This window comes from Nocardiopsis sp. KDC1DS13DA1, assembly GCF_055632325.1.
The window spans coordinates 1-25,594 of the sequence record NZ_JBVMUY010000047.1 but is presented as its reverse complement, the minus strand read 5'-3'; the positions used below and the strand labels follow the sequence as shown (position 1 = coordinate 25,594).

The 25,594-nt window shown below is 72.4% G+C and carries 23 protein-coding genes and 1 pseudogene; 13 read left to right on the top strand and 11 right to left on the bottom strand.

Annotated features, from left to right (window positions below):
• Positions 1-102 precede the first annotated feature (102 nt).
• Complete coding sequence (locus ACTVAJ_RS27115; RefSeq protein ID WP_470391117.1) at positions 103-363, bottom strand: Prokaryotic metallothionein; 261 nt, start codon at positions 361-363, stop codon at positions 103-105.
• Between the two features lie 447 nt (positions 364-810).
• On the opposite strand from ACTVAJ_RS27115, the gene ACTVAJ_RS27110 reads away from it, so the two are divergent.
• Together ACTVAJ_RS27110 and ACTVAJ_RS27105 are read left to right on the top strand one after the other, a co-directional pair.
• Positions 811-1,440 carry an NAD(P)H-binding protein gene (locus tag ACTVAJ_RS27110; RefSeq protein WP_470391116.1) on the top strand — a complete coding sequence of 210 codons (630 nt, stop codon included), beginning with the start codon at positions 811-813 and terminating at the stop codon, positions 1,438-1,440.
• A gap of 52 nt (positions 1,441-1,492) precedes the next feature.
• Positions 1,493-2,428, top strand: a complete 936-nt coding sequence (locus ACTVAJ_RS27105; protein WP_470391115.1) for an alpha/beta hydrolase — start codon at positions 1,493-1,495, stop codon at positions 2,426-2,428.
• A gap of 180 nt (positions 2,429-2,608) precedes the next feature.
• Here ACTVAJ_RS27105 and ACTVAJ_RS27100 read toward each other — a convergent pair whose 3' ends face one another.
• Together ACTVAJ_RS27100 and ACTVAJ_RS27095 are read right to left on the bottom strand one after the other, a co-directional pair.
• Positions 2,609-3,964, bottom strand: a complete 1,356-nt coding sequence (locus ACTVAJ_RS27100) for an NAD-binding protein (protein WP_470391113.1) — start codon at positions 3,962-3,964, stop codon at positions 2,609-2,611.
• A 349-nt stretch (positions 3,965-4,313) separates the two neighbouring features.
• Positions 4,314-5,336, bottom strand: a complete 1,023-nt coding sequence (locus tag ACTVAJ_RS27095) for a zinc-dependent alcohol dehydrogenase family protein (RefSeq protein ID WP_470391112.1) — start codon at positions 5,334-5,336, stop codon at positions 4,314-4,316.
• A 130-nt stretch (positions 5,337-5,466) separates the two neighbouring features.
• Here ACTVAJ_RS27095 and ACTVAJ_RS27090 point away from each other — a divergent pair, with 130 nt between their 5' ends.
• Positions 5,467-6,363 carry a helix-turn-helix transcriptional regulator gene (locus ACTVAJ_RS27090; protein WP_470391111.1) on the top strand — a complete coding sequence of 299 codons (897 nt, stop codon included), beginning with the start codon at positions 5,467-5,469 and terminating at the stop codon, positions 6,361-6,363.
• 31 nt (positions 6,364-6,394) lie between these two features.
• Here the strand turns inward: ACTVAJ_RS27090 and ACTVAJ_RS27085 are convergent, their stop codons facing one another.
• The gene (locus ACTVAJ_RS27085) at positions 6,395-6,973 is read right to left on the bottom strand and encodes a suppressor of fused domain protein (protein ID WP_470391110.1); all 579 of its coding nucleotides are present in this window, start codon (positions 6,971-6,973) and stop codon (positions 6,395-6,397) included.
• 454 nt (positions 6,974-7,427) lie between these two features.
• Here ACTVAJ_RS27085 and ACTVAJ_RS27080 point away from each other — a divergent pair, with 454 nt between their 5' ends.
• On the top strand, positions 7,428-7,628 hold the full coding sequence (locus ACTVAJ_RS27080; protein WP_470391109.1) for a zinc-binding dehydrogenase: 201 nt from the start codon (positions 7,428-7,430) through the stop codon (positions 7,626-7,628).
• A 25-nt stretch (positions 7,629-7,653) separates the two neighbouring features.
• On the opposite strand, the gene ACTVAJ_RS27075 is transcribed toward ACTVAJ_RS27080, so the two are convergent.
• Positions 7,654-9,987: a hypothetical protein gene (locus ACTVAJ_RS27075; RefSeq protein ID WP_470391108.1), complete on the bottom strand. Its 2,334-nt coding sequence runs from the start codon at positions 9,985-9,987 to the stop codon at positions 7,654-7,656.
• A 723-nt stretch (positions 9,988-10,710) separates the two neighbouring features.
• On the opposite strand from ACTVAJ_RS27075, the gene ACTVAJ_RS27070 reads away from it, so the two are divergent.
• A complete protein-coding gene (locus ACTVAJ_RS27070; protein ID WP_470391107.1) occupies positions 10,711-11,454 on the top strand; it encodes an AAA family ATPase in 744 nt (247 codons plus the stop codon).
• Positions 11,455-11,525: 71 nt separating this feature from the next.
• Here the strand turns inward: ACTVAJ_RS27070 and ACTVAJ_RS27065 are convergent, their stop codons facing one another.
• On the bottom strand, positions 11,526-12,899 hold the full coding sequence (locus tag ACTVAJ_RS27065) for an MFS transporter (protein ID WP_470391106.1): 1,374 nt from the start codon (positions 12,897-12,899) through the stop codon (positions 11,526-11,528).
• Between the two features lie 68 nt (positions 12,900-12,967).
• Between ACTVAJ_RS27065 and ACTVAJ_RS27060 the strand changes: the two genes are divergently transcribed.
• Complete coding sequence (locus tag ACTVAJ_RS27060) at positions 12,968-13,552, top strand: TetR/AcrR family transcriptional regulator (protein ID WP_470391105.1); 585 nt, start codon at positions 12,968-12,970, stop codon at positions 13,550-13,552.
• Positions 13,553-13,614: 62 nt separating this feature from the next.
• Here the strand turns inward: ACTVAJ_RS27060 and ACTVAJ_RS27055 are convergent, their stop codons facing one another.
• The gene (locus tag ACTVAJ_RS27055; protein ID WP_470391104.1) at positions 13,615-14,220 is read right to left on the bottom strand and encodes a GNAT family N-acetyltransferase; all 606 of its coding nucleotides are present in this window, start codon (positions 14,218-14,220) and stop codon (positions 13,615-13,617) included.
• Positions 14,221-14,230: 10 nt separating this feature from the next.
• The gene (locus tag ACTVAJ_RS27050; RefSeq protein ID WP_470391103.1) at positions 14,231-14,548 is read right to left on the bottom strand and encodes a nuclear transport factor 2-like protein; all 318 of its coding nucleotides are present in this window, start codon (positions 14,546-14,548) and stop codon (positions 14,231-14,233) included.
• Positions 14,549-14,870: 322 nt separating this feature from the next.
• Here ACTVAJ_RS27050 and ACTVAJ_RS27045 point away from each other — a divergent pair, with 322 nt between their 5' ends.
• From ACTVAJ_RS27045 to ACTVAJ_RS27030, 4 genes are all read left to right on the top strand, one after another.
• Positions 14,871-16,364 carry a CYTH and CHAD domain-containing protein gene (locus ACTVAJ_RS27045; RefSeq protein WP_470391102.1) on the top strand — a complete coding sequence of 498 codons (1,494 nt, stop codon included), beginning with the start codon at positions 14,871-14,873 and terminating at the stop codon, positions 16,362-16,364.
• Positions 16,365-16,568: 204 nt separating this feature from the next.
• Positions 16,569-17,075 carry a 2Fe-2S iron-sulfur cluster-binding protein gene (locus tag ACTVAJ_RS27040; RefSeq protein WP_470391101.1) on the top strand — a complete coding sequence of 169 codons (507 nt, stop codon included), beginning with the start codon at positions 16,569-16,571 and terminating at the stop codon, positions 17,073-17,075.
• Positions 17,072-18,067, top strand: coding sequence for an FAD binding domain-containing protein (locus ACTVAJ_RS27035; RefSeq protein ID WP_470391100.1), 996 nt, complete (start codon positions 17,072-17,074; stop codon positions 18,065-18,067). The genes ACTVAJ_RS27040 and ACTVAJ_RS27035 overlap by 4 nt, the downstream gene beginning before the upstream one ends.
• Positions 18,064-20,352, top strand: coding sequence for a xanthine dehydrogenase family protein molybdopterin-binding subunit (locus ACTVAJ_RS27030; RefSeq protein ID WP_470391099.1), 2,289 nt, complete (start codon positions 18,064-18,066; stop codon positions 20,350-20,352). The genes ACTVAJ_RS27035 and ACTVAJ_RS27030 overlap by 4 nt, the downstream gene beginning before the upstream one ends.
• Positions 20,353-21,192: 840 nt before the next feature.
• Here the strand turns inward: ACTVAJ_RS27030 and ACTVAJ_RS27025 are convergent.
• Complete coding sequence (locus tag ACTVAJ_RS27025) at positions 21,193-21,765, bottom strand: CGNR zinc finger domain-containing protein (RefSeq protein WP_470391098.1); 573 nt, start codon at positions 21,763-21,765, stop codon at positions 21,193-21,195.
• An 83-nt stretch (positions 21,766-21,848) separates the two neighbouring features.
• Between ACTVAJ_RS27025 and ACTVAJ_RS27020 the strand changes: the two genes are divergently transcribed.
• A complete protein-coding gene (locus tag ACTVAJ_RS27020) occupies positions 21,849-22,541 on the top strand; it encodes a haloacid dehalogenase type II (RefSeq protein WP_470391217.1) in 693 nt (230 codons plus the stop codon).
• Between the two features lie 156 nt (positions 22,542-22,697).
• Here ACTVAJ_RS27020 and ACTVAJ_RS27015 read toward each other — a convergent pair whose 3' ends face one another.
• Together ACTVAJ_RS27015 and ACTVAJ_RS27010 are read right to left on the bottom strand one after the other, a co-directional pair.
• Positions 22,698-23,879, bottom strand: a complete 1,182-nt coding sequence (locus ACTVAJ_RS27015; RefSeq protein WP_470391097.1) for an NAD(P)/FAD-dependent oxidoreductase — start codon at positions 23,877-23,879, stop codon at positions 22,698-22,700.
• A complete protein-coding gene (locus ACTVAJ_RS27010; protein ID WP_470391096.1) occupies positions 23,876-24,193 on the bottom strand; it encodes a bifunctional 3-phenylpropionate/cinnamic acid dioxygenase ferredoxin subunit in 318 nt (105 codons plus the stop codon). The genes ACTVAJ_RS27015 and ACTVAJ_RS27010 overlap by 4 nt, the downstream gene beginning before the upstream one ends.
• 132 nt (positions 24,194-24,325) lie before the next feature.
• Here ACTVAJ_RS27010 and ACTVAJ_RS27005 point away from each other — a divergent pair, with 132 nt between their 5' ends.
• Positions 24,326-25,111, top strand: a complete 786-nt coding sequence (locus tag ACTVAJ_RS27005; protein WP_470391095.1) for an IclR family transcriptional regulator — start codon at positions 24,326-24,328, stop codon at positions 25,109-25,111.
• A 196-nt stretch (positions 25,112-25,307) separates the two neighbouring features.
• Positions 25,308-25,594 (top strand): annotated as a pseudogene (locus ACTVAJ_RS27000) (serine hydroxymethyltransferase); the annotation flags it as partial.

Sequence of the window (25,594 nt, the reverse complement as noted above, 5' to 3'; positions counted from 1 at the left end):
GCGGTGGTCGTCCGGGGCCTCCGATGAGCTCGGGGCCTCCGCCGCGCCCGGGCCCGTCCGCTCGACGGGCACCCCGGCCTTCCGCCGGGGTGCCCGGGCGACCTACGGGTGGGCCCCGACCGAGTCGCAGATCCGCTGGGCCAGGTCCGAGGCCGCCCCCTCGCGGGCGCAGTGGGCGCTGCAGAAGAACCGCCCCTCCACCTCGACCCCGTGGCCGATGATGCGTGAGGTGCACTTCTCGCACACCGGAGCGAGCCGCTGGATGGCGCACTCGAAGCAGTCGAAGGTGTACCGCTCCCCGTTGATCGTCTCGACGTCGAACGACATCCAGTAGTCGTTGTGGCAGGTGTCGCAGACAGCCATGGGAACATCCCCCCTGTCGGGGTGTGTGACTCAGGGCCCGGTCCCGACACGGCCGTGGTGTCCTCTCCGACCACCGGCGGCTGGGACCGGCCGCTGCTGCTACTTCCGACGCTAGCCAGTCATCGGCCCGTCCGCACCCCCCGCCGCGCGTCTCTCCTGCCTCCGGCCGACCGCCGGGAACCGCCGTGGCCCGCTCCGCAAGGGGCTGGACCGCACCCGTCGCGCCGCTCGCGCTCAGCGCCGTTTTGGTGCTCGCGGGGGGCGCTGACCACCGCCACCGCCAGGGGGGAAGAGCCAGTACCCGGGAGAAACTCTCCCTGTTGCGCCCCCGGACGCCCGGGCAGCATGGAGCCTGTCAGCGGCCGACCCGCACGGGGACGGTCCACACGGGTTCCGCGCCGGCGCGGACGATCCGCGCGCGAGCGGTTCCGACGGGGGAGACACGACATGACGAAGGTACTGGTGCTGGGAGCCGGCGGTCGGATCGCGCGGTGGGCGATCGACATGCTCGCCGAACAGGGAGCCGACCTCACCCTGTTCGCCCGTGACGCACGCCGCGTCACCAACGCGCCCGCCGCGGCGCGGGTGATCGAGGGCGACGTCCTGGACCGCGGCCGTCTGGCCGAGGCCGTGCGCGGCCAGGACGTCGTCTACGCCAACCTGGCGGGCGACCTCGACACGCAGGCCGAGCGGATCGTCGAGGCCATGGCGGCCGAGGGCGTCCGACGCCTGGTCTTCGTGCTGGCCCTCGGCATCTACGACGAGGTTCCCGGAGCCTTCGGTGAGTGGAACCGCCAGATGATCGGCGAGGCGCTGCGCCCCTACCGGGCGGCCGCCGACACGATCGAGGCGTCCTCGCTCGACCACACGATCCTGCGGCCCACCTGGCTCACCGACGACGACGAGGTCTGCTACGAGACCACCGGGCGCGACGAGCCGCTCGTGGGAACGGAGGTCTCGCGCAGGAGTGTGGCCGCGGTGGTGGTCGAGGCCGTCACCCGCCCCGAAGAGTGGACCGGCGCGAACGTCGGCGTGCACAAGCCCGGCACGGAGGGCGACCGGCCCTCCTTCATGTGAGTCTTTGCGACGCGGACAGCGGACACACGACAACGACCAAGGAACGCAGGACATGACGACCGGAACCATCGAGCACATCACCATCAAGGCACTGGCCTGGGACATCGCGGCCGACGTGCACTTCCCACCGGACTTCGACCAGACCCGGCGGTACCCGACCATCATCAGCGCGCACCCCATCGGCAGCTGCAAGGAGCAGACCTCCGGCAGCGTGTACGGGGCGCCCCTGGCGCGGGAGGGCTTCGTCGTCGTCGCCTTCGACGCCAGTTTCCAGGGGGCCAGCGGGGGCGAGCCCCGGTTCATCGAGGACCCCACCATGCGGGTCAAGGACTTCAGCCACGTCATCGACCACCTGGTCACGCTGCCCTACGTGGACGCGGACCGCATCGGTGCCCTCGGTATCTGCGGCGGGGGCGGCTACGCGACCAACGCCACCATGACCGAGCGCCGGATCAGGGCCCTCGGCACCGTGGCGGGGGTGAACTTCGGGCGGCTCATGCAGGAGTCGTTCACCGGGTACGACCCGATCACGGCCCTGGAGGCCATGGCCGAGCAGCGCACCGCCGAGGCCCGTGGGGAGGAACCGCGCGTCGACGAGCTGATCCCGACCTCGCCCGAACAGGTCGAGGAGCTCGGCCTGACCGAGATCGACGTCGTCGAGGCCGTGGACTACTACCGCACCGACCGGGGGCGCAGGCCGAACGGCGCGACGCGCGCCCTGTTCTCCCACATGACGACCGCCGTCGGCTGGGACGCCTTCAACCGCGTCGAGACGCTGCTGACGCAGCCCCTGCTGGTCGTGGTGGGCGACAAGCCGGGTGCCTTCGGCTCCTACCGTGACGGCGTGGAACTCCACCGCCGGGCCGGCGCCGCGGACAAGGAACTCGTCGTGGCCCGGGGGTGGTCCCACTACGACCTCTACGACCGGCCCGAGCCCGTCGCGATCGCGTTGGAGAAGCTGATCCCGTTCTTCCGTCAGCACCTGTAGGGGGACCGGGCGGTTTGGTCCCGCTGCGCGTCGGGACCGAGGGGCGCGCACGGACGTCCGTGCGCGCCCCCTCGGCGTGACCTACCGTCGCCGTGTCGGCCGTGCACGGGGGCGTCGGACTCCCGCCGGTCGCACCGGCGGTGCGGCCGGGCGGCGAACACCGTGACCGCGCCCGAGCCCTCACACGGAGATCGCGGTGTCCACGTGCCCGCAGCCCCGGCGCGCGGCGAGCGGCCAGGGAGCGAAGGTGCCGTCGGGCAGGCGCACGAACACCTCGTGCCCGTGCGCGACGACGCCGGTGGCGCGGCCGTCGAGGAGCCGCTCCAGCACGTAGGCGGAGGACAGGCTGGTCACGTCCCGGATGGTGCCCAAGGGCAGGAGTGAGCGGGTCTCGGCGATCGCCTCGTGCTCACCCGCCCGCAGGACGACCCTCGTTCCGGGGGAGACGCCCTGGGCGGCGATGGAGACGGCGATGTTGTCCAGGTCGTCGGAGCCGACGGCGGCCAGGGCCCGGGCGCGGCGGATGTGCAGCCGTTCGAGGACGGTCCGGTCACCGCCGTGTCCGGCCACCACCGGGATGCCCAGGGAGCGGGCGAGGCGTACGTTCGGCGCGTGCGGGTCCCGTTCCACGCCGACGACGGGGACGCCGAGGCGGCGCAGCTCGCAGCACAGCCGGAGCCCGACCTGCCCGACGCCGACGACGATCACGTGCCCGAACCGGGGGACGGTGCGGGATCCGATCAGACCGACGAGCCGGGGACCGAGCATCCGCTCGACGAGGCCCGCGGTGAACATGGCGGTGAACACGATCGTGCCGAGCATGAGGGCGCTGGAGACCAGCTGGTAGGCGGTCGAGTGCTCCGCCGCGGCCGCCGGTCCGACCGCGGAGACCACGCGCGCGGCGTTGAAGAGGGCCTCGGCGGCCGGATGGCCGAGGCTGAGCAGCCACAACCAGTCGAGGAGCAGTGACGCGACGATTCCGGTCAGGCCGCCGAGCATGAGGCGGGTGCCCGGGTCGTACGAACGCAGCTGGCTCGCCAGTCGGCCCCACCACGCCCGCCATCCGGTGCGTCCGCGGGTCCACTCCTCGGCGTGCGGCCGGGCTCCGTCGGCCACCCGGACCGCCGGCGCGTGGGCGGCCTCGCCGTACAGCGCGACGATGCCGGGGTCCGCGCACGGTCCGGCCAGGGCGGGAGCCACCAGGTCGGCCGGGGACGTCACGTGGCACTGCGGAAGCAGCCGGAGCAGTTCGTCGGCCACGGTCCGGTCGAAGATGGTCACGACGATCCGGATGTCGGGGGACATGTGCGCGACCGCCAACGCGTACCGCAGGGCGGCGGCGTCGTCGTGCAGCAGCACCGCCACGGCGTCATGCGAGGCCGACATCACCTCGCGCAGCTCCTGGTCCTTCGGCTGGACGAGGTGCCGGACGGCGTACGTCTCCTCCTGGAGTGACGCGCACACCCCGCGCGCCAGGTTGGTGTCACCGATGATGACGAACGAGCGTTGCTGGACGGGGGCGTGCGCTTGACTCATGGGTCGGTTCATCCCTGGCGGGGCACGGCCCCACCGGTGTCGTGGTGATCGGATGATCCCGGTCGGGACGCGCGACGGTGTGGGGCGCGGGTCGGGCCGGGGCGGGACTCGTGGTCATCGCACCGGGGGACGGCGCGAACACCGCGCCGTGACCGGACAGGGGGGAGACAACGACGGATTCCTGGCGAACAGGGACGAGTCCGTCGTACGGGTCACAGTGTAGAGGGCGGTGTCCTCGCTGGTCGGTCCGGGGTCATGGCGGGCTGTCGGCATCCCGGTCGGCGGCCGGGGGCGACGGTGCGCGCGAGCCGGGGGCCGGTGTCGGCACCGGCCCCCGGACGCGGGCCGGTCACGGGGTGAGGAGCACCTTGGTGGCGCGGCGCTCGTCCATGGCCCGGTAGCCCTCGGCGGCCCGGTCGAGGGGCAGGGTGAGGTCGAAGACCTCGCCGGGGTCGATCTCGCCGCTCATGATCAGGTCGATCAGTTCGGGCAGGAAGCGCCGCACGGGAGCCGGTCCGCCGTGCAGGTGGACCCCGGAGAAGAACAGGTCCAGACCGTCGAGCTCGACGCCGTGGGTCACACCGACGTAGCCGACGTGTCCGCCGGGACGGGCCGAGTGGATGGCCTGCGTCATCGACTCCTGCGTGCCGACGGCCTCGATGACCGAGTGCGCGCCGAGCCCGTCCGTGAGTTCCCTGATCCGCGCGACGCCCTCCTCACCGCGCTCCTCGACGATGTCGGTCGCGCCGAACCTGCGGGCCAGGGCCTGACGGTCGGAGTGGCGGCTCATCGCGATGATCCGCTCGGCGCCCAGGCGCTTGGCCGCCAGGACCGCGAGCAGTCCGACCGCCCCGTCGCCGACGACCGCGACCGTCCTGCCGGGCCCAGTCTCGGCGGCGACCGCGGCGAACCACCCGGTGCCCAGCACGTCCGAGGCCGCCAGAAGGCTCGGGACCTGCTCGGGCGTCGGCTCCGACGGTGTGGCCACGAGCGTCCCGTCGGCGAGCGGGACGCGCGCCCGCTCCGCCTGGGTGCCGATCGTCCCCATGATCACGTTGTGCACGCAGCGGCTCTGGTAGCCGGACCGGCAGATCTCACAGGTGTTGTCGGAGGCGAAGAACGACCCGACGACGAAGTCGCCGACCTTGACGTTCCTCACCCGCGAGCCGACCTCCTCGACGACGCCGACGTACTCGTGCCCCATCGGCGTGGGACCGTTGAGCTCCTCGACGCCGCGGTAGGGCCACAGGTCCGAACCGCAGACGCACGTGGCCGTGACACGGATGACCGCGTCGGTGGGTTCGACGATCCTCGGGTCCTCGCGCTCCTCGACCCGTACATCGCCGGGAGCGTGCATGACGACTCCACGCATGGTGGTGTTCCCCCCTCGTTGACTGTTCGGCGACCATCTGAGCACGCGTCCGGCCCACGTGGGAGTCCCGGGTGTTGGGGGTACCCGGAGGGCCTCCTCCAGCGTCGGGATCCCGTCTACCGTGGATGGCATGGACAACCGAGCAGAGGTACGCGAGTTCCTCACCTCGCGTCGGGCCCGGGTCACACCGGACCGGGTCGGGCTGCCGACCGGAACGAACCGGCGTGTGGCCGGGCTGCGCCGCAGCGAGGTCGCCACCCTCGCCGGGGTGAGCGTCGAGTACTACACGCGGCTCGAACGCGGCGCCATCAGAGGTGCGTCACCGGAGGTCCTCGACAGTCTCGCCAGGGCGCTGTGCCTCGATGACGCCGAGCGGGCGCACCTGTTCGACCTCGCCCACGCCGCGGGCCCGGTGGCGCGGCCGCCCAGGCGCCGCAACCCCAGGACCTGGGAGCCGTCCCGGAGCCTGCAGTGGGTGCTGGACGCCGTCACCGCGGGCCCGGCGTTCGTCCGCAACGGCCGTATGGACCTGTTGGCCGCCAACCCCCTGGCGCGGGCGTTCCACAAGGACGTCTACGACATGCCCGGGCGTCCGCCGAACCTCGCGCGCTACACCTTCCTCGACGACCGGGCGCGGGACCTGCACGCCGACTGGGAGGCCGCGGCCGACGCGGTCGCGGCGATCCTGCGCGCCGAGGCCGCCCGCGATCCGCACAACAAGGACCTCCACGACCTGATCGGCGAGCTGAGTACCCGTAGCGAGGAGTTCCGGCGCCGGTGGGGTGCGCACGACGTCCGGCACCACGGCTCGGGCCTCAAGACCTTCCACCATCCGGTCGTCGGCGAGATGACGGTCGCCTACCAGGGCTTGGAGATGGCGGCAGAGCCCGGCCTGACGCTCACCGTCTACGCCGCCGAGCCCGGCTCGGCGTCGGCGGAGGCCATGCTCCTGCTCGCCTCGTGGGCCGCCGGCGAGTACGGCGACGCCCGGCCCCAGGAGTCCGGGAGGCAGCGGTCCGGGAGCTGACCGGCCCGTCACCGCGGGCCCCGCGGGGAGTTCAGACGACCGACGCCCGGAACGGATCGGTGGGGACGATCGCCGCCTCGTCGAAGAGCCGCTCCAACGCCTCGTGCCCGTACCGTCGGCGGAACCCGATCTCGGCGGCGGTCACGGGCAGGGCCCACAGGACGCGGGCGCGTCCCCCGGGCAGCGGGCAGTGTTCGAGGTCGGGGCCGTGCAGGTAGGGCAGGCTGATCAGCAGGTGGTCGCAGGCCGACCCCGGCACCCACGGTTCGCCGATCGGCAGGCTGTGCTCCACGTCGAGCCGGTGCCCTCCGCGGTGGTAGGAGGCGACCATCCCCATGAGTTCGACGAACCGCCGGTCACGGACGTGCGCGGTCATGACGAACTCGCGTCCCCGGCCCTCCTCCTCCGCCGGGGCGCAGCACCCGGCGGTCACGTAGGCCCAGCCGTCGCCGCGGGGGCCGGGTCCCACGACGAGAACGCGCAGGCCGGGAACGACCTCCCGCCGCCCTGGCCCGGGGTCGTGGTCGACGGCCTCCACGGAGTGCCCGGTGAAGAACGCCCGGACGTGTGTCTCGACGGCCTCCACGGCCAGCGGTCCCGTATCGCTCACCGGGGCATTCTCCCAGGCCGGGACCGGACGGCGGGCTGCTCTACGCCGTGGCCAACGCCGCGCTCAGCGTGCTCTTGACCGCCGTCATCGCCTGCGTCGTCATGGCGGCCGTCCTGGACAGCGTCCGGGGCAGGAGGCGCTGGTCAACGGAGCGTCCGGGGGCGTGGGCACGTGCGCGGTCCAGATCGCCCGGGTGTCGGAGGCGCGGGTGACGGGTGTGTGCGGCGCGAGGAACGCCGACCAGGCGCGCACTGGGGGCGGACCGCGTCATCGACTACGCGGAGGAGGACCTCACCCGGGGCCGGGACCGCTACGACCTCATCCCCGACCCGGTGGGGAACCACACGCTGGCGGGGCTGCGCCGGGTGCCCACGCCCGGCGGGACGCTCGTACTCTCCTCGGGGCGCGGGGCCGCTGGTGCGGCCCCCTGGGGCGCATCGCCACCGCCTGGGCGGTGCCGCCCTTCGTCGGACAGCGCCTGCCCTCGTTCGGGGGCGGGGCCGACCGCGAACGGCTGGCCGCCCTGCGGGGGTTGGCCGAGGCGGGGAAGGCCGTCCTGGCGGTCGAGGCCGGCCACCCGCTGGAGGAGGCCCCCGAGGCGCTGCGGCGCTTCGGGGAGGCGCACGCGCGGGCCAAGATCGTCGTCACCGTGTGAGGCGGACGTCCGCACCGGCCGCTGTTCACGGGCCTGGGGCGGACGGCCGGGTGCGGCGCGCGACCAGCTTCTGTTCCAGGGAGCGGGCGAAGGGGGGCTTGGTCCGCCAGTCGCGTTCGTACTGCTCCCGGAGGAGGGAGACGAAGGCCTCCTCCTCGTGCAAGCACTCCAGGTCCGGGTCGCGCGCCAGGAGTTCGGAGGGGCGGCAGTGTTCGCACACCGAGGGATTGAGCGCCGAGCGCAGTGTCGAGACGACCTCGTCCACGGCCTCTGCTCTCTCCCGCGGGCTGAGCGGGATCCCGGACTCCACCTTCTGGGTGGCGATCAGGGAAGCCTTGTTGTAGGTGAGCGCCCACATCCCCCACCCGGGGTTGATCCTCCCGAACCCGTCGATGTCCTCCTCCGTGCGCGCGAGCGCCACCGCCTGCCGGTGCCGCAGCAGCCACGGGCGTGGAGGACCGTCGGCTCCTCCCTGCGCCGATGCGATTCTGCTCGCGATGCTCCTGTGCAGCAGGCGGAGCCCGACGTCGTAGTACCTCCATCTGCGCCAGAAGGACTCCTGGGAGGCGACGCCGGGAGGCAGGACGCTGTAGGGGTTCCTTCCGTGCCACCTGATGTTCTCGAAGAAGAGCCTTCTTCGGGAGAAGTGCCTGCTCATCCCGTCGGCCTCCGCCGCGGCGACGCGGAGCAGGGCGAGGCGGAGCCTGCGGGGGCCGTCGCCCTCCTCCTTCGGCGAGACGAAGTCCTCCTCGCTGATGGGCGCGGAGGCGCCCGCCCCCGCTGCTCTCGGTCCGTCCAGGAGACCGGCCAGTTCCAGGGCGTGGAAGATGTCGCGCAGGTCCCGCGGTTCCGCGCGCCTCCACACCTCCGTGAACCTGTGGTTGGCGATCATCTTCAGGAGAACGATCATCCGGTAGCGGCTTCGCTGGAAGATCCTGTTCCGGCCGGTTTCCGACGAGTAGTGGGCGCGGTTCACGGCGTGCAGGCGCAGCGCCCTGACATGCTCGCCCCTCTGCTCGTACAGCGACGCCAGTTCATAGCGCACCACTCCCGAGGCGCGTCGGGAGTCCGCCGCGGGTTGGAGGATGTCGATGCGCTCCCGCTGCATCGCGTGGAACGTGTCGTAGTCCTGGCCGGGGTCGCCGCGGCGCCGGTCCCAGCAGCCTCTGTCGAGTCTCGGCAGTTCCCTGGCCATCAGGTAGGCGGCCAGGTCCTCTCCCTCGTACCTCCCCTTCGCCCACTCCGGTACCAGGGGATCCTCCGCGAACACACGGGAGGCGACGAACCCGGCCGCCCGGATGGCGGCCAGGTCCGAACGCAGCGGCGGCAGCGTGGTCTGGTGCAGGGTCCTCCCGGATATGCGGTCGTGCACCTCGACCGTGGCCGACACGTACCCGTCGTCCTCGGGGGCGTTTCCCTCCGGTCCGTCGGCCCGTACCCGGACGCCGTAGGACGGGGGAACCGGAAGGACGAGGGCGAGTACCCGCATGAGCGCCGAGGTGACCGCGGACCCCGGCAGGTCGCTGCCCTCGACCATGGCGGCGACGGCGTGCCCCGGGGGCGCACCGGGCTTCCACGCCGGTGCGAGCACCTCGATGGCGGGCAGCCGCGACCGCACCTCATGGCTGAGTTTCCTGGTCGCCTCGTTGTCCTGCTCCCTGGGATCGGACACCTGCACACCGGGTTCGTGCCTGACCGCGGTGGTCTCCAACCACAGGTACCCCCCGACCAGCAGGACCAGGAGCGCGGCCGTCCACCCTCCTCGGATCGGATCGGGCCAGTCGGGAATCCGTTCGGAGACCTCGGGAAAACGGCTCCACGCGGTCCAGACGACGGCTGTCGCGGCCATCGCCAGTGCGGAGAGGCGCAGGCCGCGCCGACCGACGACGTGCGCGACTCCCCGAAGCAGGAGGAACGAGGAGACAAGTGCGGTGCCGCTGAGGACGGCGAGGACGGTGAGATAGGGGATGCGCGGATCCGCGGCGAGCACGGGGAACATCGCGTCCAGCAACCGGTCGAACCAGTCCTCACCGAGGAATCCGCAGAGGCACGGGGAGGCCGGAACCGGAACCACCGAACCGGGGACCCCTCCGCAGCAGCGTGTGCCCACCAGTTCGAGGACGGTCAGGGCCGTGACGCTGGAGAAGAGGGGGAGCAGGGCCACGGCTCCCAGGAGGGCCGGGTTCCCGAGTTCCTCCCGTATCTCCTTTCTGCAGTACCAGAGGAGTACCGCCGCCACGGGGACCAGTGCGAACACGGCGAACGGTGCGGGGGCGGCCGGAAGGGCCGACGACGCGACAGCGAGCACGACGGCCGTGAGGCCGAGAAGGACACAGATACCGATGTTCGTTCCGTACATGTGACGCACCCTCACAGCGCGGACGCGGATCCGCGTGCACTTCGGGACTCCGGCGCCGTGCACGGTCCTGAGACGGAGTCGCCACCACTTCACCGTCCCACCGCCGCGGTGCGGGTGCGAGCCGAGTGTCATGCCGTTGACACAGTCGGCCCTCGGCCCTCGGCCCTCGGACCCCGGGACGCGTTGCGCGGGTGGACCGGGGGCATGCGACGATCAGGTCCCGCGACCCGGGCAGATCTGACAAACGCTCGGCGGGCGGCGCCGGAGCAGTCGCCTGTGAGAGGCGTCACGCCCGGGCGATCGCCGGTGCGCACCGGGCGGCGGCCGACCGACGGCATGCGGTTCCGGGCACGGACCGGTATACCGCGGCGGGACCCGCCCGGACGGTCCGGTCCGTGGGAGACGGGACACGGGGCTGTCGCGCCGCCGACTGCGCGGGGCACCCGGCACCGCTCCTTCGAGCAGCTCAGGGCCCGGGCCGACGCCGGGGAGCCGATCACCCGGGAGGTCGCGGTGGACTCCGCCGCCGCCCGCGCCCACCAGCACGCGGCCGGTGCGCCCGTCCGGAACGCGGTACGGGCACGGGCCGTTGTCCGGGGCGGGCGGGGACGCGCGGCGTTCCTGGGAGCCGTCGAGGCCCAGTAGCGTCATGACGTTGGTGGCGCGGCCGCTGCGGATCCGCGTCCCACCGGTGCGGAGGTCGGCGTTGAGGAGCTGTCGAAGATGTTCCAGGGACTGGCGCGGTATGTGCCCACGGTGCATGACGCGACGGTGCGCGGGGTGGTCTACCCCCGGCGGTCCCTGATCCTGGTCGCCGGGGTACCCGGGGCCGGGAAGAGCACCCTGCTGCGGCGGCTGTTCGGGCTCCGCGGGGACGAGGAGCGGACCGTGCTCACCGCGGACGGTGTGCGGGTGATCGACTCGTTGCAGTCGCGGTACCGGCTGGGGCCGCGGCTCGGCCGGGTCCCCTATCCGCTGTGGCGCTGGGTGGTGCACGTCCTGCACCTGGCCCGGGTGGCCGCGGCGCTGCGCGGCGACCCGGTGGTGGTGCACGAGTGCGGGACCCGGCGCCCGGTCCGCGTGCTGCTCGCCCTGCTCTGCCGGCTCCGCCGGTACGAGGTGCACGTGCTGATGATCGACGCCACCCCCCAGGAGGCCCGGAGCGGGCAGAACGCGCGGGGTCGGCGGGTGACCGAACGCAGCCACCGGGCGCATTCGCGGCGCTGGCGGCGGCTGCGCTCGGCCGCCCGGCACGGTCCGGCGGCGTTCGCGCCGGGCGCGCGCAGTCTGCTCGCCCTCGACCGGAACCGGGTGCGGGAGCTGGCCTGGATCCGGTTCGGTCCCTGCGCGGATGCCCGTGGTCCCCTGTGCGCCGCGACGGAGTCACCCTCCACCCGGCTCCAGCTCGTGATGTCCCCCACCCGTGACACCGGTCGGTCACGGCGGTACGACGCCCCCATGAGGTAGGCGCGGGGAGCGGGTCACCCGGGGAGCCCGGACACGCGCCGAGGCGCAGCGGAGGGCCCCGAGAACACCGCCTAGTCGTAGGCGGGGGTGCCGGACGTTCGCCGGTCGCTCTGGCTGGGCAGACGCGACGCGAGCAGGGCGACCGTGCCGACCAGCGCTCCCATCAGGAGGAAGGCGGCCCCGTCGGTGCCCGCGAGCGCGGTGGCGGCGGTCGCGGCGGCCAGGCCCAGCGCTCCGCCGAACTGCTTGGCGGTGTTCATCAGACCCGAGGCCGCCCCCGCCTCCTCGGCCGGGACACCGGTGGTCACCGTCGTGGCCAGCGGTGTGTTGAGCAGCCCGCCGCCGACCCCGACCACCAGACTCGGTCCGAGCACCGCGAGTACGTAGGCGTCTCCCGCGGCGAACGCCTGCCAGACCAGGCCCGCGGCGGCGGTCGCGGCTCCGAGCGCGACGAGGGTCCGGGAGGGGACACGCGCCATCAGGCGCGGGGTGATCCAGGTGTTGACCACCAGCACGGTCACCGTCAGCGGCAGGAAGCCGAGGCCCGCCCGCAGGGGGGAGAACCCCATCGGCCCCTGCATCCGGTAGGTGAGGAAGTACCACAGTCCCACCTGGAAACAGGTGGCGGTCAACGCGACGGCGACGTTCCCGCGCACCACGAGCCGGTTGCGCAGCAGCCCCCGTGGCACCAGCCGATGGGCGGTCCGGCGCTGCTGCGCGCCGAGCAGGACGAACAGCACCGCACCCGTGACGGCCGCGGTACCCGCCCACACGGGGCTCGCGTGGCCGCCCGCCGCGGACAGCGCGTAGGTCGCGCAGGTGAAACCGCCGGTCGCCAGGACCGCGCCGACCAGGTCGAGCCGCCCGCGCCCGGGGACGGCGGGCGCGTGCCGGTGCAGGACGGCCGCCCCGGCGAGGACGGCCAGGCCGACGGGCAGGTTGACCAGCAGCACCGCGCGCCAGGAGACCAGTTCGGTGAGGGCGCCGCCGAGGATGTTGCCGACACCCCCTCCGGCCAGACTGACGGCCGTCCACACGGCGACGGCCCGTGTCCGGCTCGGGCCCTCCGGGTACGTGGTGGTGAGCAGGGTGAAGGTGGCCGGTGAGACGACGGCCGCGCAGAGCCCCTGGACGGCGCGCGCGCCGACCAGGACCGATCCGTCGGCGGCGAGCCCGCCCACCGTGCTGGCCAGGGTGAACGCGCCCAGGCCCCACAGCAGGACCCGTCCGGTGCCGAGGACGTCGGCCAGCCGTGCGCCGACCAGCAGCGCCCCCGCGAAACCGAGGCTGTAGGCGAGCGCGATCCAGGGGGTCAGCGTCGGGCCGGTGGCGAGGTCGGCGCGGATCGAGGGGAGAGCCACGTTGACCACGGAGACGTCCAGCACGACCAGGAGTTGGGACACGCACGCGACCCAGAGCGCGAGCGTTCGGGGAGTGATCGCCACACAACCTCCTTGATACGCCTGTATCAACTTGATACGAGCGTATCATCGGTGTGTCGGAGGGAGCCGGAGTGTCGGAGACGCAGCGCCGTGAGCAGATCCTGGACGCCGTGGAGCGCCTGCTCGGCCGGGAGGGCCTGCACGCGGTCACCATGCGCGCGGTCGCGGCCGAGGCGGGGGTGTCGCTGCGCCTGGTGCAGTACTACGGAGAGTCCAAGGAACGGCTCCTGACGGCGGCGCTCGAACGCCTCGCGGACCGGAGCCTGCGGCGGTGGCGGGACCGGACGGCGGCACGGGGCGAGGGCGCGGCGGTGGCGGCGGTCCGGGCGTTCCTCGACGAGGCGCTGCCCGTCGACGAGGACGGCCGCGCGTTCCACCGGGTCGGCGTCTGTCTCGAACTGCTGGCGATCACCAGGCCCGACGCCGCCACGACCGCCTACCGGGACCACCTGCGGGAACTCGCCGACCACCTCGCCGGGATCATCGCGGCGGACGCGCGGGTGGACGCCGGGCGGGCGGGGCGGATCGCCACGGAGGTCATGGCCCTCGCCCACGGGCTCGGATCACTCCTGATGGCCGGGGGCGTCACCCGCGAGCACGCCGAGGGGGTGGTCGACGACTACGTGGCGCGGCTGGAGGAGCGGTGGCCGGAGTGAGGGGTCGCGCCGCCGGTGCCGCCGTCCCGACGCCGACCGCGCTCCCGGGCGGTGCCCGACGCCTACGCCGACGCGCCGCCCTTGGTGTACTCGATCTTGGCGGGCCCCTCGCCGTCCGGCCGGTTCCCGCGTGACCACCCGCAGGCCTCGTGGAACGTGTCGGCCGCGGTGTCGCCGACGAAGCTCTGGAGCCGGACGGCCCGGTACCGGGCCAAGAGTGTCTCCTCCGCGTGCCGCAGCAGGAGGCGGCCCAGTCCCCGGCGGTGGTGGTCCGAGTCGATCATCATCAGGTCGACCGCGGGGCCGTCGAGAACGGAGAACCCGACGACCAGGTCGTCCCCGCAGAGGCAGTACATGCCGCCCCGCGGGATCTGCTCCCTGACGTAGGTGTCCGAGGCGCCGCTTTCCGATGAACCAGTCCACCCCCTCGTCGCCGAGGAAGCCGCGGTAACCGGCGCTGATCGTGCGGCGGGCGAGAGCCTGGAGCCCGTCGAGGTCCGCCTCGGCCGCGGGGCGGATCGTGGGGCGGTGCTGTGCGGCTGCCACGGTGACTCCGACGTCGGTGTGCGGGGTTCCCGGCCCCCGCCACGCTGGCCGCCCGCGACCCCAGGCGGAGAGGGGGCGGGCGAAGAATCCTGGTCTGTCCGTTTGCCGAGGGTAACCGGCACGGAGGCGGAGTCAGCCCTGGCCGGTGTCGAACCTGGAGACCTTCCCGTTGGTCACCGTGAACCGCCAGCGGGTCTTCATCGCGCCCCAGGTGTCGTTGCGGTAGTCGGCGACCAGGGACCGCCCCTCCTCGCTCGCGGAGACGACGGTCATACGGCCGCGGGCGGAGAAGATCTCCTTCTCCGCCCACTGGAACAGATCGCGCTCGGACCCGTCGTCGGACATCGTGGCGTCGGGGGTGAGTGCCTCGGCGAAGGCCTCGCGGTCGCCCGCGTTGATCGCCTCGATCAGATCGCGTACCGCCCGGTCGGTGACGTCGGGGTGGGGCATGGCGGTGTGCCTCTCGTGTCGGGCCCGCCGCCGTGGTCGGCGGGCGTGGCTACCACGCCTTCCTACCCCGGGCTCCACACCGCCCGCCGGAAGGCACCGCGGCCTCCCGTCGAGTCCTTGCCGTTCCGTTCCCGGCTCTTGGCGGTCGGCGCGGCCCGGGCGCGTGCCACGGCCTTCCGGAACCTCCCCCCGCCTGCGGAAACGGAGCCGAAACCCGTCATGGCACCTTTCCCCCGGCTCCGTGCGGGTACGTGCTAGGAAACGAGGAACCACCACCCGCCCCGGCCCCTCGGGGCGGGACGACGCCGGAGGTGTACCGCCGGTGCCCGACCACATCGAGATCGAGACCACCTACTCGGCCGACACCCGTACACGACTGCCCGACCTGGCCGACCTCGCGCCCGGCGGGATGGGGCAGAGCTCGCACGAGCTGGACGCCACCTACTACGACACCGACGCCCTGAGCCTGGCCGCGCGCCGCATCACACTGCGCCGACGCACCGGGGGAACGGACGCCGGATGGCACCTGAAGATCCCCTGGGGCCCGGACGCCAAACGCGAGTTCCACGTCCCGCTGGGCGGGGACACCGACACCGTCCCCGCCGAACTGGCCGTGCTCGCGGCCTCGGCGGCCCGGGGAGAACCCCTGCGCCCGGTCGCCCGGATCAGCACCCGGCGCACCGAGTACGAGCTGCGCGACACCGCCGGCGAGCCCCTCGCCCTGGTCGCCGACGACACGGTCACCGGCCAGACGACCACCACCACCGCCTGGCGGGAGATCGAGATCGAACTCGCCTCGGGCGGCCGGGAACTCCAGCACGACATCGGTCGGCGCCTGACCTCGGCCGGAGCCACCCCCTCCGCGACCGGCAGCAAACTCCTCACGGTGCTCGGCGACCGCGTCCCCCCACCCGTGCCCCGCCCCCGGGGCGACACCGCGGGCGACGTGGTCCTGGCCTACCTGTGGGACCAGGTCGAGCACCTGCTCACCCACGACCCCAGGGTCCGCCTGGACGAACCCGACGCCGTGCACCAGATGCGGGTGGCCACCCGCCGGATCCGCGCCGTGCTCCAGGTGTTCCCCTCCGTCCTGGACCGCGGGTCCACCCGGCCGGTCGCCGACGAACTCCGCCGCCTGGCGCGCGTGCTGGGTCTGGCGCGGGACCTGGAGGTCCTCCGGGACCGCTGCGCGCGGTGGATCGACGACCTTCCCGAACGCGTCGCCGGGCACCGGTCCACCGACACCTGGCTGCGCGCCGTCGACGACCACCGCGCCACCGAGATGGAGCGGATCACCGAGGAACTGTCCGGCCCGCGCTACTTCGCGCTGCTGGAGGCCCTGGACCGGCTGCGCGCCGACCCGCCGCTCACCGAGGCGGCCCGCCGCGGGGCGCGTCCCGTCCTGGCCGCCGACCTCGTCGGGGCCTGCCGCCGGATGTCCGCCGCCCACGACCGAGCGGCGGCCGCCGAGGACGCCGACACCCGACTGACCGCCTGGCACGACGTCCGCAAGGCCGCCAAGCGCGCCCGCTACGCCGCCACACTCGCCGCCCCCGTCCTGGGCAAACGCGCCAAACGCGTGCGCAGGTGGGCCTCCCACCTCCAGGAGGTGCTCGGCGAACACCAGGACGGCGTGGCCCTGCGGGCCTACCTCGACGAGCACGCGCCGACCCTGGTCGAGGCGGGCGGCCACGACGCCGTCCTGGTCACGCTCGGTGCCGTGGCCGGGGCCGAGGCGGTCAGGGGGCGGGCACTCATCGACGAGGCCGCGCGGCTGTGGAACTCGGGCCCCGACCCGCGCGACCCCCTCGCCTGAGCATCCGGATCCGACACGGGCACCCCGGACACGCTGTTGATCCTCATCGATATCCCGATCACGCACGGTTACTGTCACCCCGTTGGAGCGCTACGGAGACGGGCGTGCCCCGGGCATGCCCGGTATCGAGGGGAACACATGGACGCACGCGGGAACGGCACGGAACAACGCTCAGGCCCACCCGGCGACACATCGGTGACACTGATGCTCCGGGTCAACGCAGAACCGCGTGAACTGCGGATCGAACCGCGCGTGTCCCTGCTCGACGCGCTGCGTGAACACCTCGGTCTCACCGGCACCAAGAAGGGCTGCAACCAGGGAGCCTGCGGCGCCTGTACGGTGCTGGTCGACGACCGGCGCGTCGTCTCCTGCCTCGCCCTGGCGGTGCAGTACGAGGGGCGCGACATCACCACGGTCGAGGGGCTGGCGCGGGACGGGGAGCCGCACCCCCTCCAGGCCGCGTTCATCGCCAACGACGGCTTCCAGTGCGGGTACTGCACCCCTGGTCAGATCTGCTCGGCGATCGGGATGGTCAACGAGTTCAGGGACGGACTGCCGAGCGCCGTGACCCGCGACATGGCGGCCCGGGACATCGACCTCTCCGAGGAGGAGGTCAAGGAGCGGATGAGCGGCAACCTCTGCCGCTGCGGCGCCTACGTCGGCATCCACGACGCGGTCCGCGAGACCTTCGCCGACGGGGTGGGCCGATGAGGGACTTCACCTACACCAGGCCCGCCGACGTGGAGACCGCCGTCGAGCTCATGGCGCGGCAACCGGAGGCGCGGTTCCTCGGCGGCGGTACCAACCTGGTCGACCTGATGCGCGAGAACGTGGAGCGGCCCGGCGCGGTCATCGACGTCACCGCCCTGCCCCTGGACCGGATCGAGGAACTCCCGGACGGCGGGCTGTCGATCGGCTCCATGGTGCGCAACACCGCCCTGGCCAACCATCCGGCGGTACGCGAACGCTACCCGTTCCTGGCGCAGTCGATCCTGTTCGGGGCCTCCGGGCAGATCCGCAACATGGCCACCGTGGGCGGCAACCTGATGCAGCGCACCCGGTGCCCCTACTTCTACGACCTGGCCGCGCGGTGCAACAAGCGCACCCCCGGCGACGGCTGCGACGCCGTCGGGGGACACAACCGCGACCACGCGGTCCTCGGCGCCTCCGCGTCCTGTATCGCCACGCACCCCTCCGACATGTGCGTCGCGCTGGCCGCGCTCGACGCCACCGTGCGGGTGGAGGGGCCCGAGGGCGGCCGGACGATCCCCTTCGCCGGCTTCCACCGGCTCCCGGGTGACACGCCGCACGTGGAGACCGAGCTGCGGTCCGACGAGCTGATCATCGCGGTCGAGGTCCCGGCCCTGCCGCTGGCCGCAACGTCGGTGTACCGCAAGGTGCGGGACCGGCGCAGTTACGCCTTCGCACTGGTCAGCGTGGCCGCGGCGGTGGAGTCCGACGGCGACCGGATCACCGGGGCCCGGCTCGCCCTGGGCGGTGTCGCGCACCGGCCCTGGCGTGCCCGGGCCGCCGAGGAGGTCCTGCGCGAGGCCCCGGCCACCGAGGAGACCCTGCGCGAGGCGGCGGCCGCCGAGCTCGCCGCCGCCCGGGGCCACGCGGGCAACGCGTTCAAGATCGAACTCGCGCGGCGGACGATCGTCGAGGTGCTGCTCGGACTGCTCGAACGGGGAGGCGCACGGTGAGGGAAGGACAGCAGACCGCGGAGACGGTGGTCGGCTACGCGGCGGACCGGGTGCCGCAACCGCCCGGCGGCCGCTACGTCGGTCAGCCGGTCCCGCGCGTCGACGGGTTGGCGAAGGTCACCGGGACGGCCCGGTTCGCGGCGGAGTACCGACCCGACGGCCTGGCCCACGCACGGCTCGTGTGCAGCACGATCGCCAGGGGCCGGATCACGGGGATCGACGCCGCCGAGGCGGAGAGCGCGCCGGGGGTGGTCGCCGTCATCACCCACGAGAACAACGTCGGGATGGCGCGGCCGCCGCTGCTGGACCTGGAGAACTGGGAGGGAGGGATGTCGGCGAGCGACCTGCCCGTGATGCAGGACGCCGACGTCCACTGGAACGGCCAACCGGTGGCGGTGGTCGTCGCGGAGACACCAGACCAGGCCGAGCACGCGGCGTCGCTCGTGCGCGTGAGCTACGACGAGCGGACACCGGTCGTGTCGTTCGACGACGCCAGGGCCGACGCCGTCGTGCCGCCGCACGTGCTCGGCGAACCGCCCGAAATCGCGCTCGGCGACGCCGAGCGGGAGCTGTCCTTCGCGGCGGCCAGCGTCGACCACGTCTACCGGACGCCGTGGCACAACCAGAGCGCCCTGGAGCCCCACGCGACGGTCGCCGCCTGGGACGACGGCTCCCTGACGGTCTTCGACTCCACGCAGTTCGTCATCGGGGCGCAGCACGTCCTGGCGACGATGTTCGGGATCGCGCCGGAACGCGTCCGGGTTCTGGCGCCGTTCGTCGGCGGCGGGTTCGGCGGCAAGTGGCCGGTGTGGAGCCACACGCCGCTGTGCGCCGCCGCGGCCAGAATCGTCGGCCGTCCCGTGCGCCTGGTCCTGTCGCGTGAGGAGGTCTTCCGTATCGTCGGCGGCCGACCACGCTGCGAACAGCGTGTCGCGCTGGGATCGGACGAGGACGGGAGGTTCACCGCGCTCATCCACACCGGCGTGTCCGCGACCACGACGCACGCGCGCTACCCGGAGCAGTTCTCCCTCCTCAGCCGACACCTGTGGCGTGTGGAGGCCGTGGACATCGGACAGCGGATGGTCTGTCTCGACACGGTGGCCAACAGCTGGATGCGCGCGCCCGGCGAGTCGATCGGCACGTTCGCGCTGGAGTCGGCGGTCGACGAGCTCGCCCACGCCCTGGGGATGGACCCGATCGACCTGCGACGGATGAACGAGCCGGAGACGGATCCGACCACGGGAGCGGAGTTCTCGGCCCGCAACCTGGCCCAGGCCTACGAGCGCGGCGCGAAGCTGTTCGGGTGGGACGAACGTTCCGCCGAACCGCGCTCGCGGCGGGACGGGGACTGGCTCGTCGGGCAGGGTGTGGCGACCGCCTTCTACCCGGTCTTCCGGTTTCCCGGGACCGCCCTCGTGCGTCTGTGGTCGGACGGCACGGCGCTGGTGCGGACGGCGGCCAACGAGATGGGCATGGGCACCGCCACCGCGCAACTCCAGCACGCCGCGGAGAGCCTCGGCCTGCCGATCGACCGTGTCGCGTTCGAGTACGGCGACTCGGCACTGCCCGGCGGCGCGCTGTCCGCAGGGGGATCGAGCCAGACCGGGAGCGCGGTGGCGGCGGTGCGGGCCGGGGTCGAGGACCTCCACCGCGAGCTGCTCAAGATCGCGGTCGAGGACGGTGGGTCGCCGCTGACGGACGTGGCCTACGAGGACGTCGAGGCGCGGGACGGCGGCCTGTACCGCACCGACGACGGACGCGGTGAGACCTACGAGGCCATCCTGGGCCGGGCGGGCAGGGACTTCGTCGAGGCCGAGGGCCAGGGCTCCGTGCCCACGGAGCTCTCGGAGTACTCCATGGCCTCCTACGGTGCGCAGTTCTGCGAGGTCAGGGTGCACGAGCGGACCGGTGAGGTGCACGTGTCCCGGTGGCTCGGGGTGTTCGACTGCGGCCGGATCATCAACCCCGCGACGGCCACCAGCCAGATCCGCGGCGGGATCGTCATGGGCATCGGGGCGGCGCTGACCGAGGAGACGGTGTTCGACGAGCGCACGGGACGCGTGGTGAACCGGTCGCTGGCGGGATACCACGTCCCGGCGCACCTGGACGTGCCGCACATCGACGTCAGCCACATCGACGTTCCCGACGAGCACGCCCCCCTGGGTGCGCACGGCGTGGGGGAGATCGGCATCACCGGCGCCGCTGCCGCGGTCGCCAACGCGGTGTTCAACGCGACCGGCAAGCGGGTCCGCGACCTGCCGATCACGCTGGACAAACTGCTGTGAGCACCTGAGGAGGGGTCGCCCCGGTCGCGCGCCGTCGGGGCGACCCTCGACAGTTCGGAGGCACTGGACCTCATCAGAGGTTGGGCCTTCTCGTCGATGGTATCCAACTCACCAAAAAGCTTGCGCTTCTCGCGTGGATCGAAGTTCTTGCTCCTGGTGATTGTATTTCTTATCTGCTCCTGGGTTTTTGTGAAAACCATCGACTCCTGTAAGTTGAACGGAGTACTTCTCTCCTTTTTGGGTCGTTCGATCGCACTCATCCCCTGGGCTGGAGTGTTCGATGCTCCACCGCGCTGGAAGAACACGGTATTAACTTCTCCCAGCTCACCCGAATCAATGGCTTTCGCGACGCGTTCCACACCTGCGTAGCATTCGTTATGGATCTCCGGATCGACATAGCGGTCGACGTCGTACTTGGCCACCGCCTTGACATAGTTCTCGAAATCGTCTGGAGTGCGAAGGGCGGATTCAATGATCACATCGTTCCGGCGGTCCGGGTGGCTCGCGTAATCCTGCGCCTTGTTCCACCAGGAGAGGCCGTCGGCCCAGAGCAGGTCGCCGGATTTCTCTGGAGATTCTCTTCTCAAGGCCGCCTCCCTCCAGGACCTCCCGTCCCCTCGGCACGTCTGGGCTCTCCTCCCCGGCGGGAGGGCTCAGACCCGGGCTTCCCGTGCGGTGCCCCGCCCTGGCCGCGCGGCTCGGCCTCGGCGGCCGTTGCGCTGCCCGGGGCGTGCGAGCAGCAATCCTGTACGCCCGCCGGTGTGCACCGACCATGACCACCTCCCCAGCGGGGAGGGCCGACGCGGCGACCGCCGGAACGGGGCCCTGCGAGCATCAGCGTCAGACACTTCCCCCGTGCTCACGGCCCTCGGCGGTGGTCGAGGCCCGTCTGCGGGCCCGGTAGGCCGCGGCCTTGACGCGGTTGCCGCACGCGTTCATCCCGCACCAGCTGCGCCGGGCGCCGCGCGAGCGGTCGAGGTAGATACGGGTGCAGCCGGTGCGACCGCACTCCTTGAGGCGGGCGTGCGGATCGGCGAGTACCGCGATACCGCTTCTGGCGATCTGGGAGAGCACCGCTTCGAGCTCCCCCGACACGCGCAGACCCGCGTCACCGAGCTCGACCGCGGGTACCGGACCGGCGGCCGCGGTGTTGACGACCCTGAGGCTGTCCGGGTCGAAGGGCCGATCGAGCACGCGGTCGAGGGCGAGGCGGTAGACCGCCTCCCGCAGCGACAGCGCGGCCCCCAAGCCAGCCGGGTCTACGGTCACCCGGTCGGGCAGCCCGGCGCACTCGGCCACCCACCGCTCCAGGTCCGCGGGCGTGGCCAGGGCGTCGACGGGCTGGTGCCGACGTGACCCCACGGTGCCGGTCAGGTCGAGGGCCGGATCGCCGCTCACGAACACGAAATTCACGTCACCATCTTGACCGGTGACGCTGTTGGGGGCAAGAATCGTCACCTGTTGAGGTGGTGACTCTGGTATGGGCGGGGGAACGCATGGTGGAGATCGGTGACATCGAGGTGGTCGTCCTCGATGTCCTCGGAACGCTGGTCGACGAACCCGGCGGGCTCCGGAGGGGGATTCGCGACGCGGTGCCCGGGGCCGGGGACGCCCTGGTCGATGAGCTGCTCACCGTGTGGCAGCGCCATGTCGAGGTCGAGCAGCGACGCATCGGGCAGGGACACCGCGCCTACGCCAACAGCGAGGCCATCGACGGTGAGGCCGCCCAACGGGTGGCCGACCGGGCCGGACTCACCGATGCGGCGGCCATCGCCTGGTTGGCGGCGGCGGGGCAACGCCTGCCCGCCTGGCAGGACTCCGTCTCCGCTCTCGACCGGCTCTCGCGGCGGTTCCCCGTGTTCGGTCTCTCCAACGCCAGCCGTACCGCCCTGCCGCGGCTCAACGCGCACGCCGGGCTGCGCTGGCACCAGGCCCTGTCCGCCGAAGCCGTCCTGGCCTACAAACCCGCACCGGAGGTCTACCGGCTCGCCGTCGACGCCGCCGGATGCCCGCCCCGACGCGTGCTCATGGTGGCCGCCCACGCCTGGGACCTGCGCGGAGCCCGGGCGCAGGGCTTGCGGACCGCCTACGTCCGTCGGCCGGTGGGGGACCCGCCGACGGACTCCGACGTCTTCGACTGGCGGTTCGACGGGCTGGACGAACTGGTCACCGCGCTCACGGCAGGGTAGCCGGGTCGGTGCGTCCACGGTGCCGGGGCCGGTCGTGACCGGGCTTCGACACCGTGGAAACCGGGGCCACGTCGCCCGTGGCCCCGCATGGGTCGTGGTCAGCCGGAACCCCGGGTTCGCTCCGTGCTCTCGGCCCCAAGGAACCCGGCCACAGGGTCACACGGCCGCGCGGTCGCGCAGCTGTCGGCGCAGACGGCCGAACAGCTTGGGGTTGTTCATCGCGAGCACGCCCACTGGGGCTCCCCGGCGGCGGTACTCCGCGACGAAGCGGCGGTCGTTCGGCGACCCGTCGACGACGGTCACCTCGTCGGCGTCGGCGGGGTGACCGGCGACCTGCAACCGGGTGCCGTACTGGTCGGACCAGAAGTAGCCGGACGGCCGGTACTCCTCGACCGTCGTGCCCGCCAGGAGGTTGCGCACGGCGGTGGCGGGCTGCTCGGAGGCGTTGGTCCAGTGCTCGTGCCGCACCGGTCCGTCGGGGCCCTGGTAGCGGGCGACGTCGCCCACCGCGACCACGGAGGGGAACGCGGTGACGCATCCGGCGTCGCAGAGCACACCGTTCTCGACGGGGATCCCGGACCCGGCGAGCCACTCGGTGTTGGGCAGCATGCCGATGCCGACCACGACCACGTCCGCGGGCAGGTGCGTGCCGTCGGCCAGGTCCACACCGGTGACGCGCTTCCACGGGCCAAAGCCCGTCCAGGTCAGGGACCGCACGCCCACACCGGTGCGCAGGGCCACGCCGTGGTCGGTGTGCAGCGCCGCGCAGACCGAGCCCATGGCCGGGCCCAGGACGCGGGCGAGCGGTGCCGGGTTCGCCTCGACGACGGTCACCGGCCGCCCGAGCGCGTGGCAGGTCGAGGCGACCTCGGAGCCGATCCAGCCGGCGCCGATCACCACCACACCCGTGGAGCTGTTCTCCAGGTCGGCGCGCAGTGCCGCCGCGTCGTCGAGCGTCCGGACGGTGTGCACCCCGGCCAGGCCCTCCGAACCGGGGAGCGGGCGGGCCCGGCCGCCGGTGGCGATGACCACGCCGTCCGCGGCGATCTCCTCCCCGTCGGACAGCCGGACCGACCGGGTGAGGGGGTCCAGGGACGCGGCGCGGACCCCGAGCCGCCACTCCGCGGCCAGCTCGTCCGTCTCGGACCGGTCGGCCAGCCGCAGGCTCTCGGGCGCGCAGGCGCCCGCGAGGTAGGCCTTCGACAGCGGCGGGCGGTCGTAGGGCTGGTGCGGCTCGTCGCCGATGACCGCGATCCGGCCGTCGAAACCCTGTGACCTGAGCTCCTCGACCGCGCGCAGCCCCGCCAGCGAGGCCCCGACGACAGCAACGGTTCTCATACGACTGCCTCCTGGTTCTGCGGGACCACGTGGATCACGCCGTCCTGGATCACGACCGAGTGGGTGCGGACCGGCTTCTTGGCGGGGGCGCCGGTGGGCATGCCCGTGCGCAGGTCGAAGCTGGCCGCGTGCAGCGGGCACTCGATGAAGCATCCTTCGAGCCACCCCTCGGAGAGCGAGGCGTCCTGGTGGCTGCACGTGTCGTCGATGGCGTAGATCCGGCCGCCGACGTTGAAGACCGCGATCGGGACTTCGCCCATGACGCGGACCGCCTCACCCTCGGGCAGGTCCGTCACGGCACATGCTGGGATCATCACGCCCTCCGTTGCGCTATGCAGAACAACTTGTTCGATACGCAACACAATGATGAAAGCGGGATCGACGCTCCGTCAAGGCGTGCGGGGGCGAATTTTCGGCAAGTTGCGCCAATCGGTTATAGTTGCACTATGAGCAACAAAGAAATCACAGAGGAACGCGAGCCGGCGGTCGTCCAGTCGGTGGACCGCGCGATCACCATCCTGGAGCTCCTCGCGCGGGGCGAGAGGGGCGTCACGGAGATCGCCGCCGAGCTGGGGGTGCACAAGTCCACCGTGTCGCGGCTGGTCTACACCCTCCAGGCCAGACGGCTCGTGGAGCAACACGGGGAACGCGGCAGATTCAGCATCGGCATCGGCATGCTGCGGTTCGCCGGTGCCGTGGCCGGTCAGCTCGACATAGTCCAGGTCGGCAACCCGGTGTGCGAGGAGCTGGCCGGCCGCCTCGGCGAGACGGTGAACGTCGCGGTGCTCGACTCGGCGAACGCGATCAACGTCAGCCAGGCGCTGGGCACCTCGGCCGTGGCGGCGCAGAACTGGATCGGCCAGCGCACCCCGTCGCACGCGACCGCCAGCGGCAAGGCGCTGCTGGCCTTCATGCCCCCGGGTGAGCTGGACGAGCTCCTCGACGGGGGGCTCGTGTCCTACACGGCGCGCACGATCACGGATCCGCAGGACCTGGGGGAGGTCCTCAAGAAGGTGGCCGAGGACGGGTACGCCACCTCCTTCGAGGAGCTGGAGCCGGGTCTGCACGCGATCGCCGTGCCGGTGTTCGGGCCCGGCCAGGAGGTGGTCGCGGCGATCAGCGCGTCCGGTCCGGCGTACCGGCTGTCGAAGAAGCGCATCCCCGAGGTGGTGGAGGAGCTGCGCCGGGGGGCGCGCGAGCTGTCGGACCGGATGGCCTACGTGGGCCGCTGAGGCACGACGGTGACCGTGGTCCGGTCGCCGTGTGCGGTTACTGATATATCAATCCATGATTAACCGACGATCAAGTCGCAAGAACTAGTCCTTCAGGGTCTTGACAGACCTGCGAGTAGCCCTCACTGTGATCCCCAATCGTGTTGTGCATCACGGAATGCGTTGCGTAAAGCGCAACGAAAGAAGGGAGTGCTCGTTGGCTTCCACCGCACCCGGCGTCCCGGTCCCCGACCGGACCCTGGGCGACCTCGACCCCGAGGTCGCCGACGCGGTCGCGCGTGAACTGCGCCGTCAGCAGACCACCCTGGAGATGATCGCCTCGGAGAACTTCGCTCCGCGGGCGGTCCTGGAAGCCCAGGGCACCGTGCTGACCAACAAGTACGCCGAGGGCTACCCCGGCCGCCGCTACTACGGCGGCTGCGAACACGTCGACGTGATCGAGCAACTCGCGATCGACCGCGCCAAGGACCTGTTCGGCGCCGA

Coding starts and splice junctions, on each gene's coding strand:
- ACTVAJ_RS27020 (WP_470391217.1), top strand. CDS start 21,849: ATGGTGGAGATCGGTGACATCGAGGTGGTCGTCCTCGATGTCCTCGGA.
- ACTVAJ_RS27015 (WP_470391097.1), bottom strand. CDS start 23,879: ATGAGAACCGTTGCTGTCGTCGGGGCCTCGCTGGCGGGGCTGCGCGCG.
- ACTVAJ_RS27110 (WP_470391116.1), top strand. CDS start 811: ATGACGAAGGTACTGGTGCTGGGAGCCGGCGGTCGGATCGCGCGGTGG.
- ACTVAJ_RS27095 (WP_470391112.1), bottom strand. CDS start 5,336: ATGCGTGGAGTCGTCATGCACGCTCCCGGCGATGTACGGGTCGAGGAG.
- ACTVAJ_RS27040 (WP_470391101.1), top strand. CDS start 16,569: ATGCTCCGGGTCAACGCAGAACCGCGTGAACTGCGGATCGAACCGCGC.
- ACTVAJ_RS27100 (WP_470391113.1), bottom strand. CDS start 3,964: ATGAGTCAAGCGCACGCCCCCGTCCAGCAACGCTCGTTCGTCATCATC.
- ACTVAJ_RS27010 (WP_470391096.1), bottom strand. CDS start 24,193: ATGATCCCAGCATGTGCCGTGACGGACCTGCCCGAGGGTGAGGCGGTC.
- ACTVAJ_RS27070 (WP_470391107.1), top strand. CDS start 10,711: ATGTTCCAGGGACTGGCGCGGTATGTGCCCACGGTGCATGACGCGACG.
- ACTVAJ_RS27050 (WP_470391103.1), bottom strand. CDS start 14,548: ATGCCCCACCCCGACGTCACCGACCGGGCGGTACGCGATCTGATCGAG.
- ACTVAJ_RS27075 (WP_470391108.1), bottom strand. CDS start 9,987: ATGTACGGAACGAACATCGGTATCTGTGTCCTTCTCGGCCTCACGGCC.
- ACTVAJ_RS27105 (WP_470391115.1), top strand. CDS start 1,493: ATGACGACCGGAACCATCGAGCACATCACCATCAAGGCACTGGCCTGG.
- ACTVAJ_RS27035 (WP_470391100.1), top strand. CDS start 17,072: ATGAGGGACTTCACCTACACCAGGCCCGCCGACGTGGAGACCGCCGTC.
- ACTVAJ_RS27005 (WP_470391095.1), top strand. CDS start 24,326: ATGAGCAACAAAGAAATCACAGAGGAACGCGAGCCGGCGGTCGTCCAG.
- ACTVAJ_RS27115 (WP_470391117.1), bottom strand. CDS start 363: ATGGCTGTCTGCGACACCTGCCACAACGACTACTGGATGTCGTTCGAC.
- ACTVAJ_RS27090 (WP_470391111.1), top strand. CDS start 5,467: ATGGACAACCGAGCAGAGGTACGCGAGTTCCTCACCTCGCGTCGGGCC.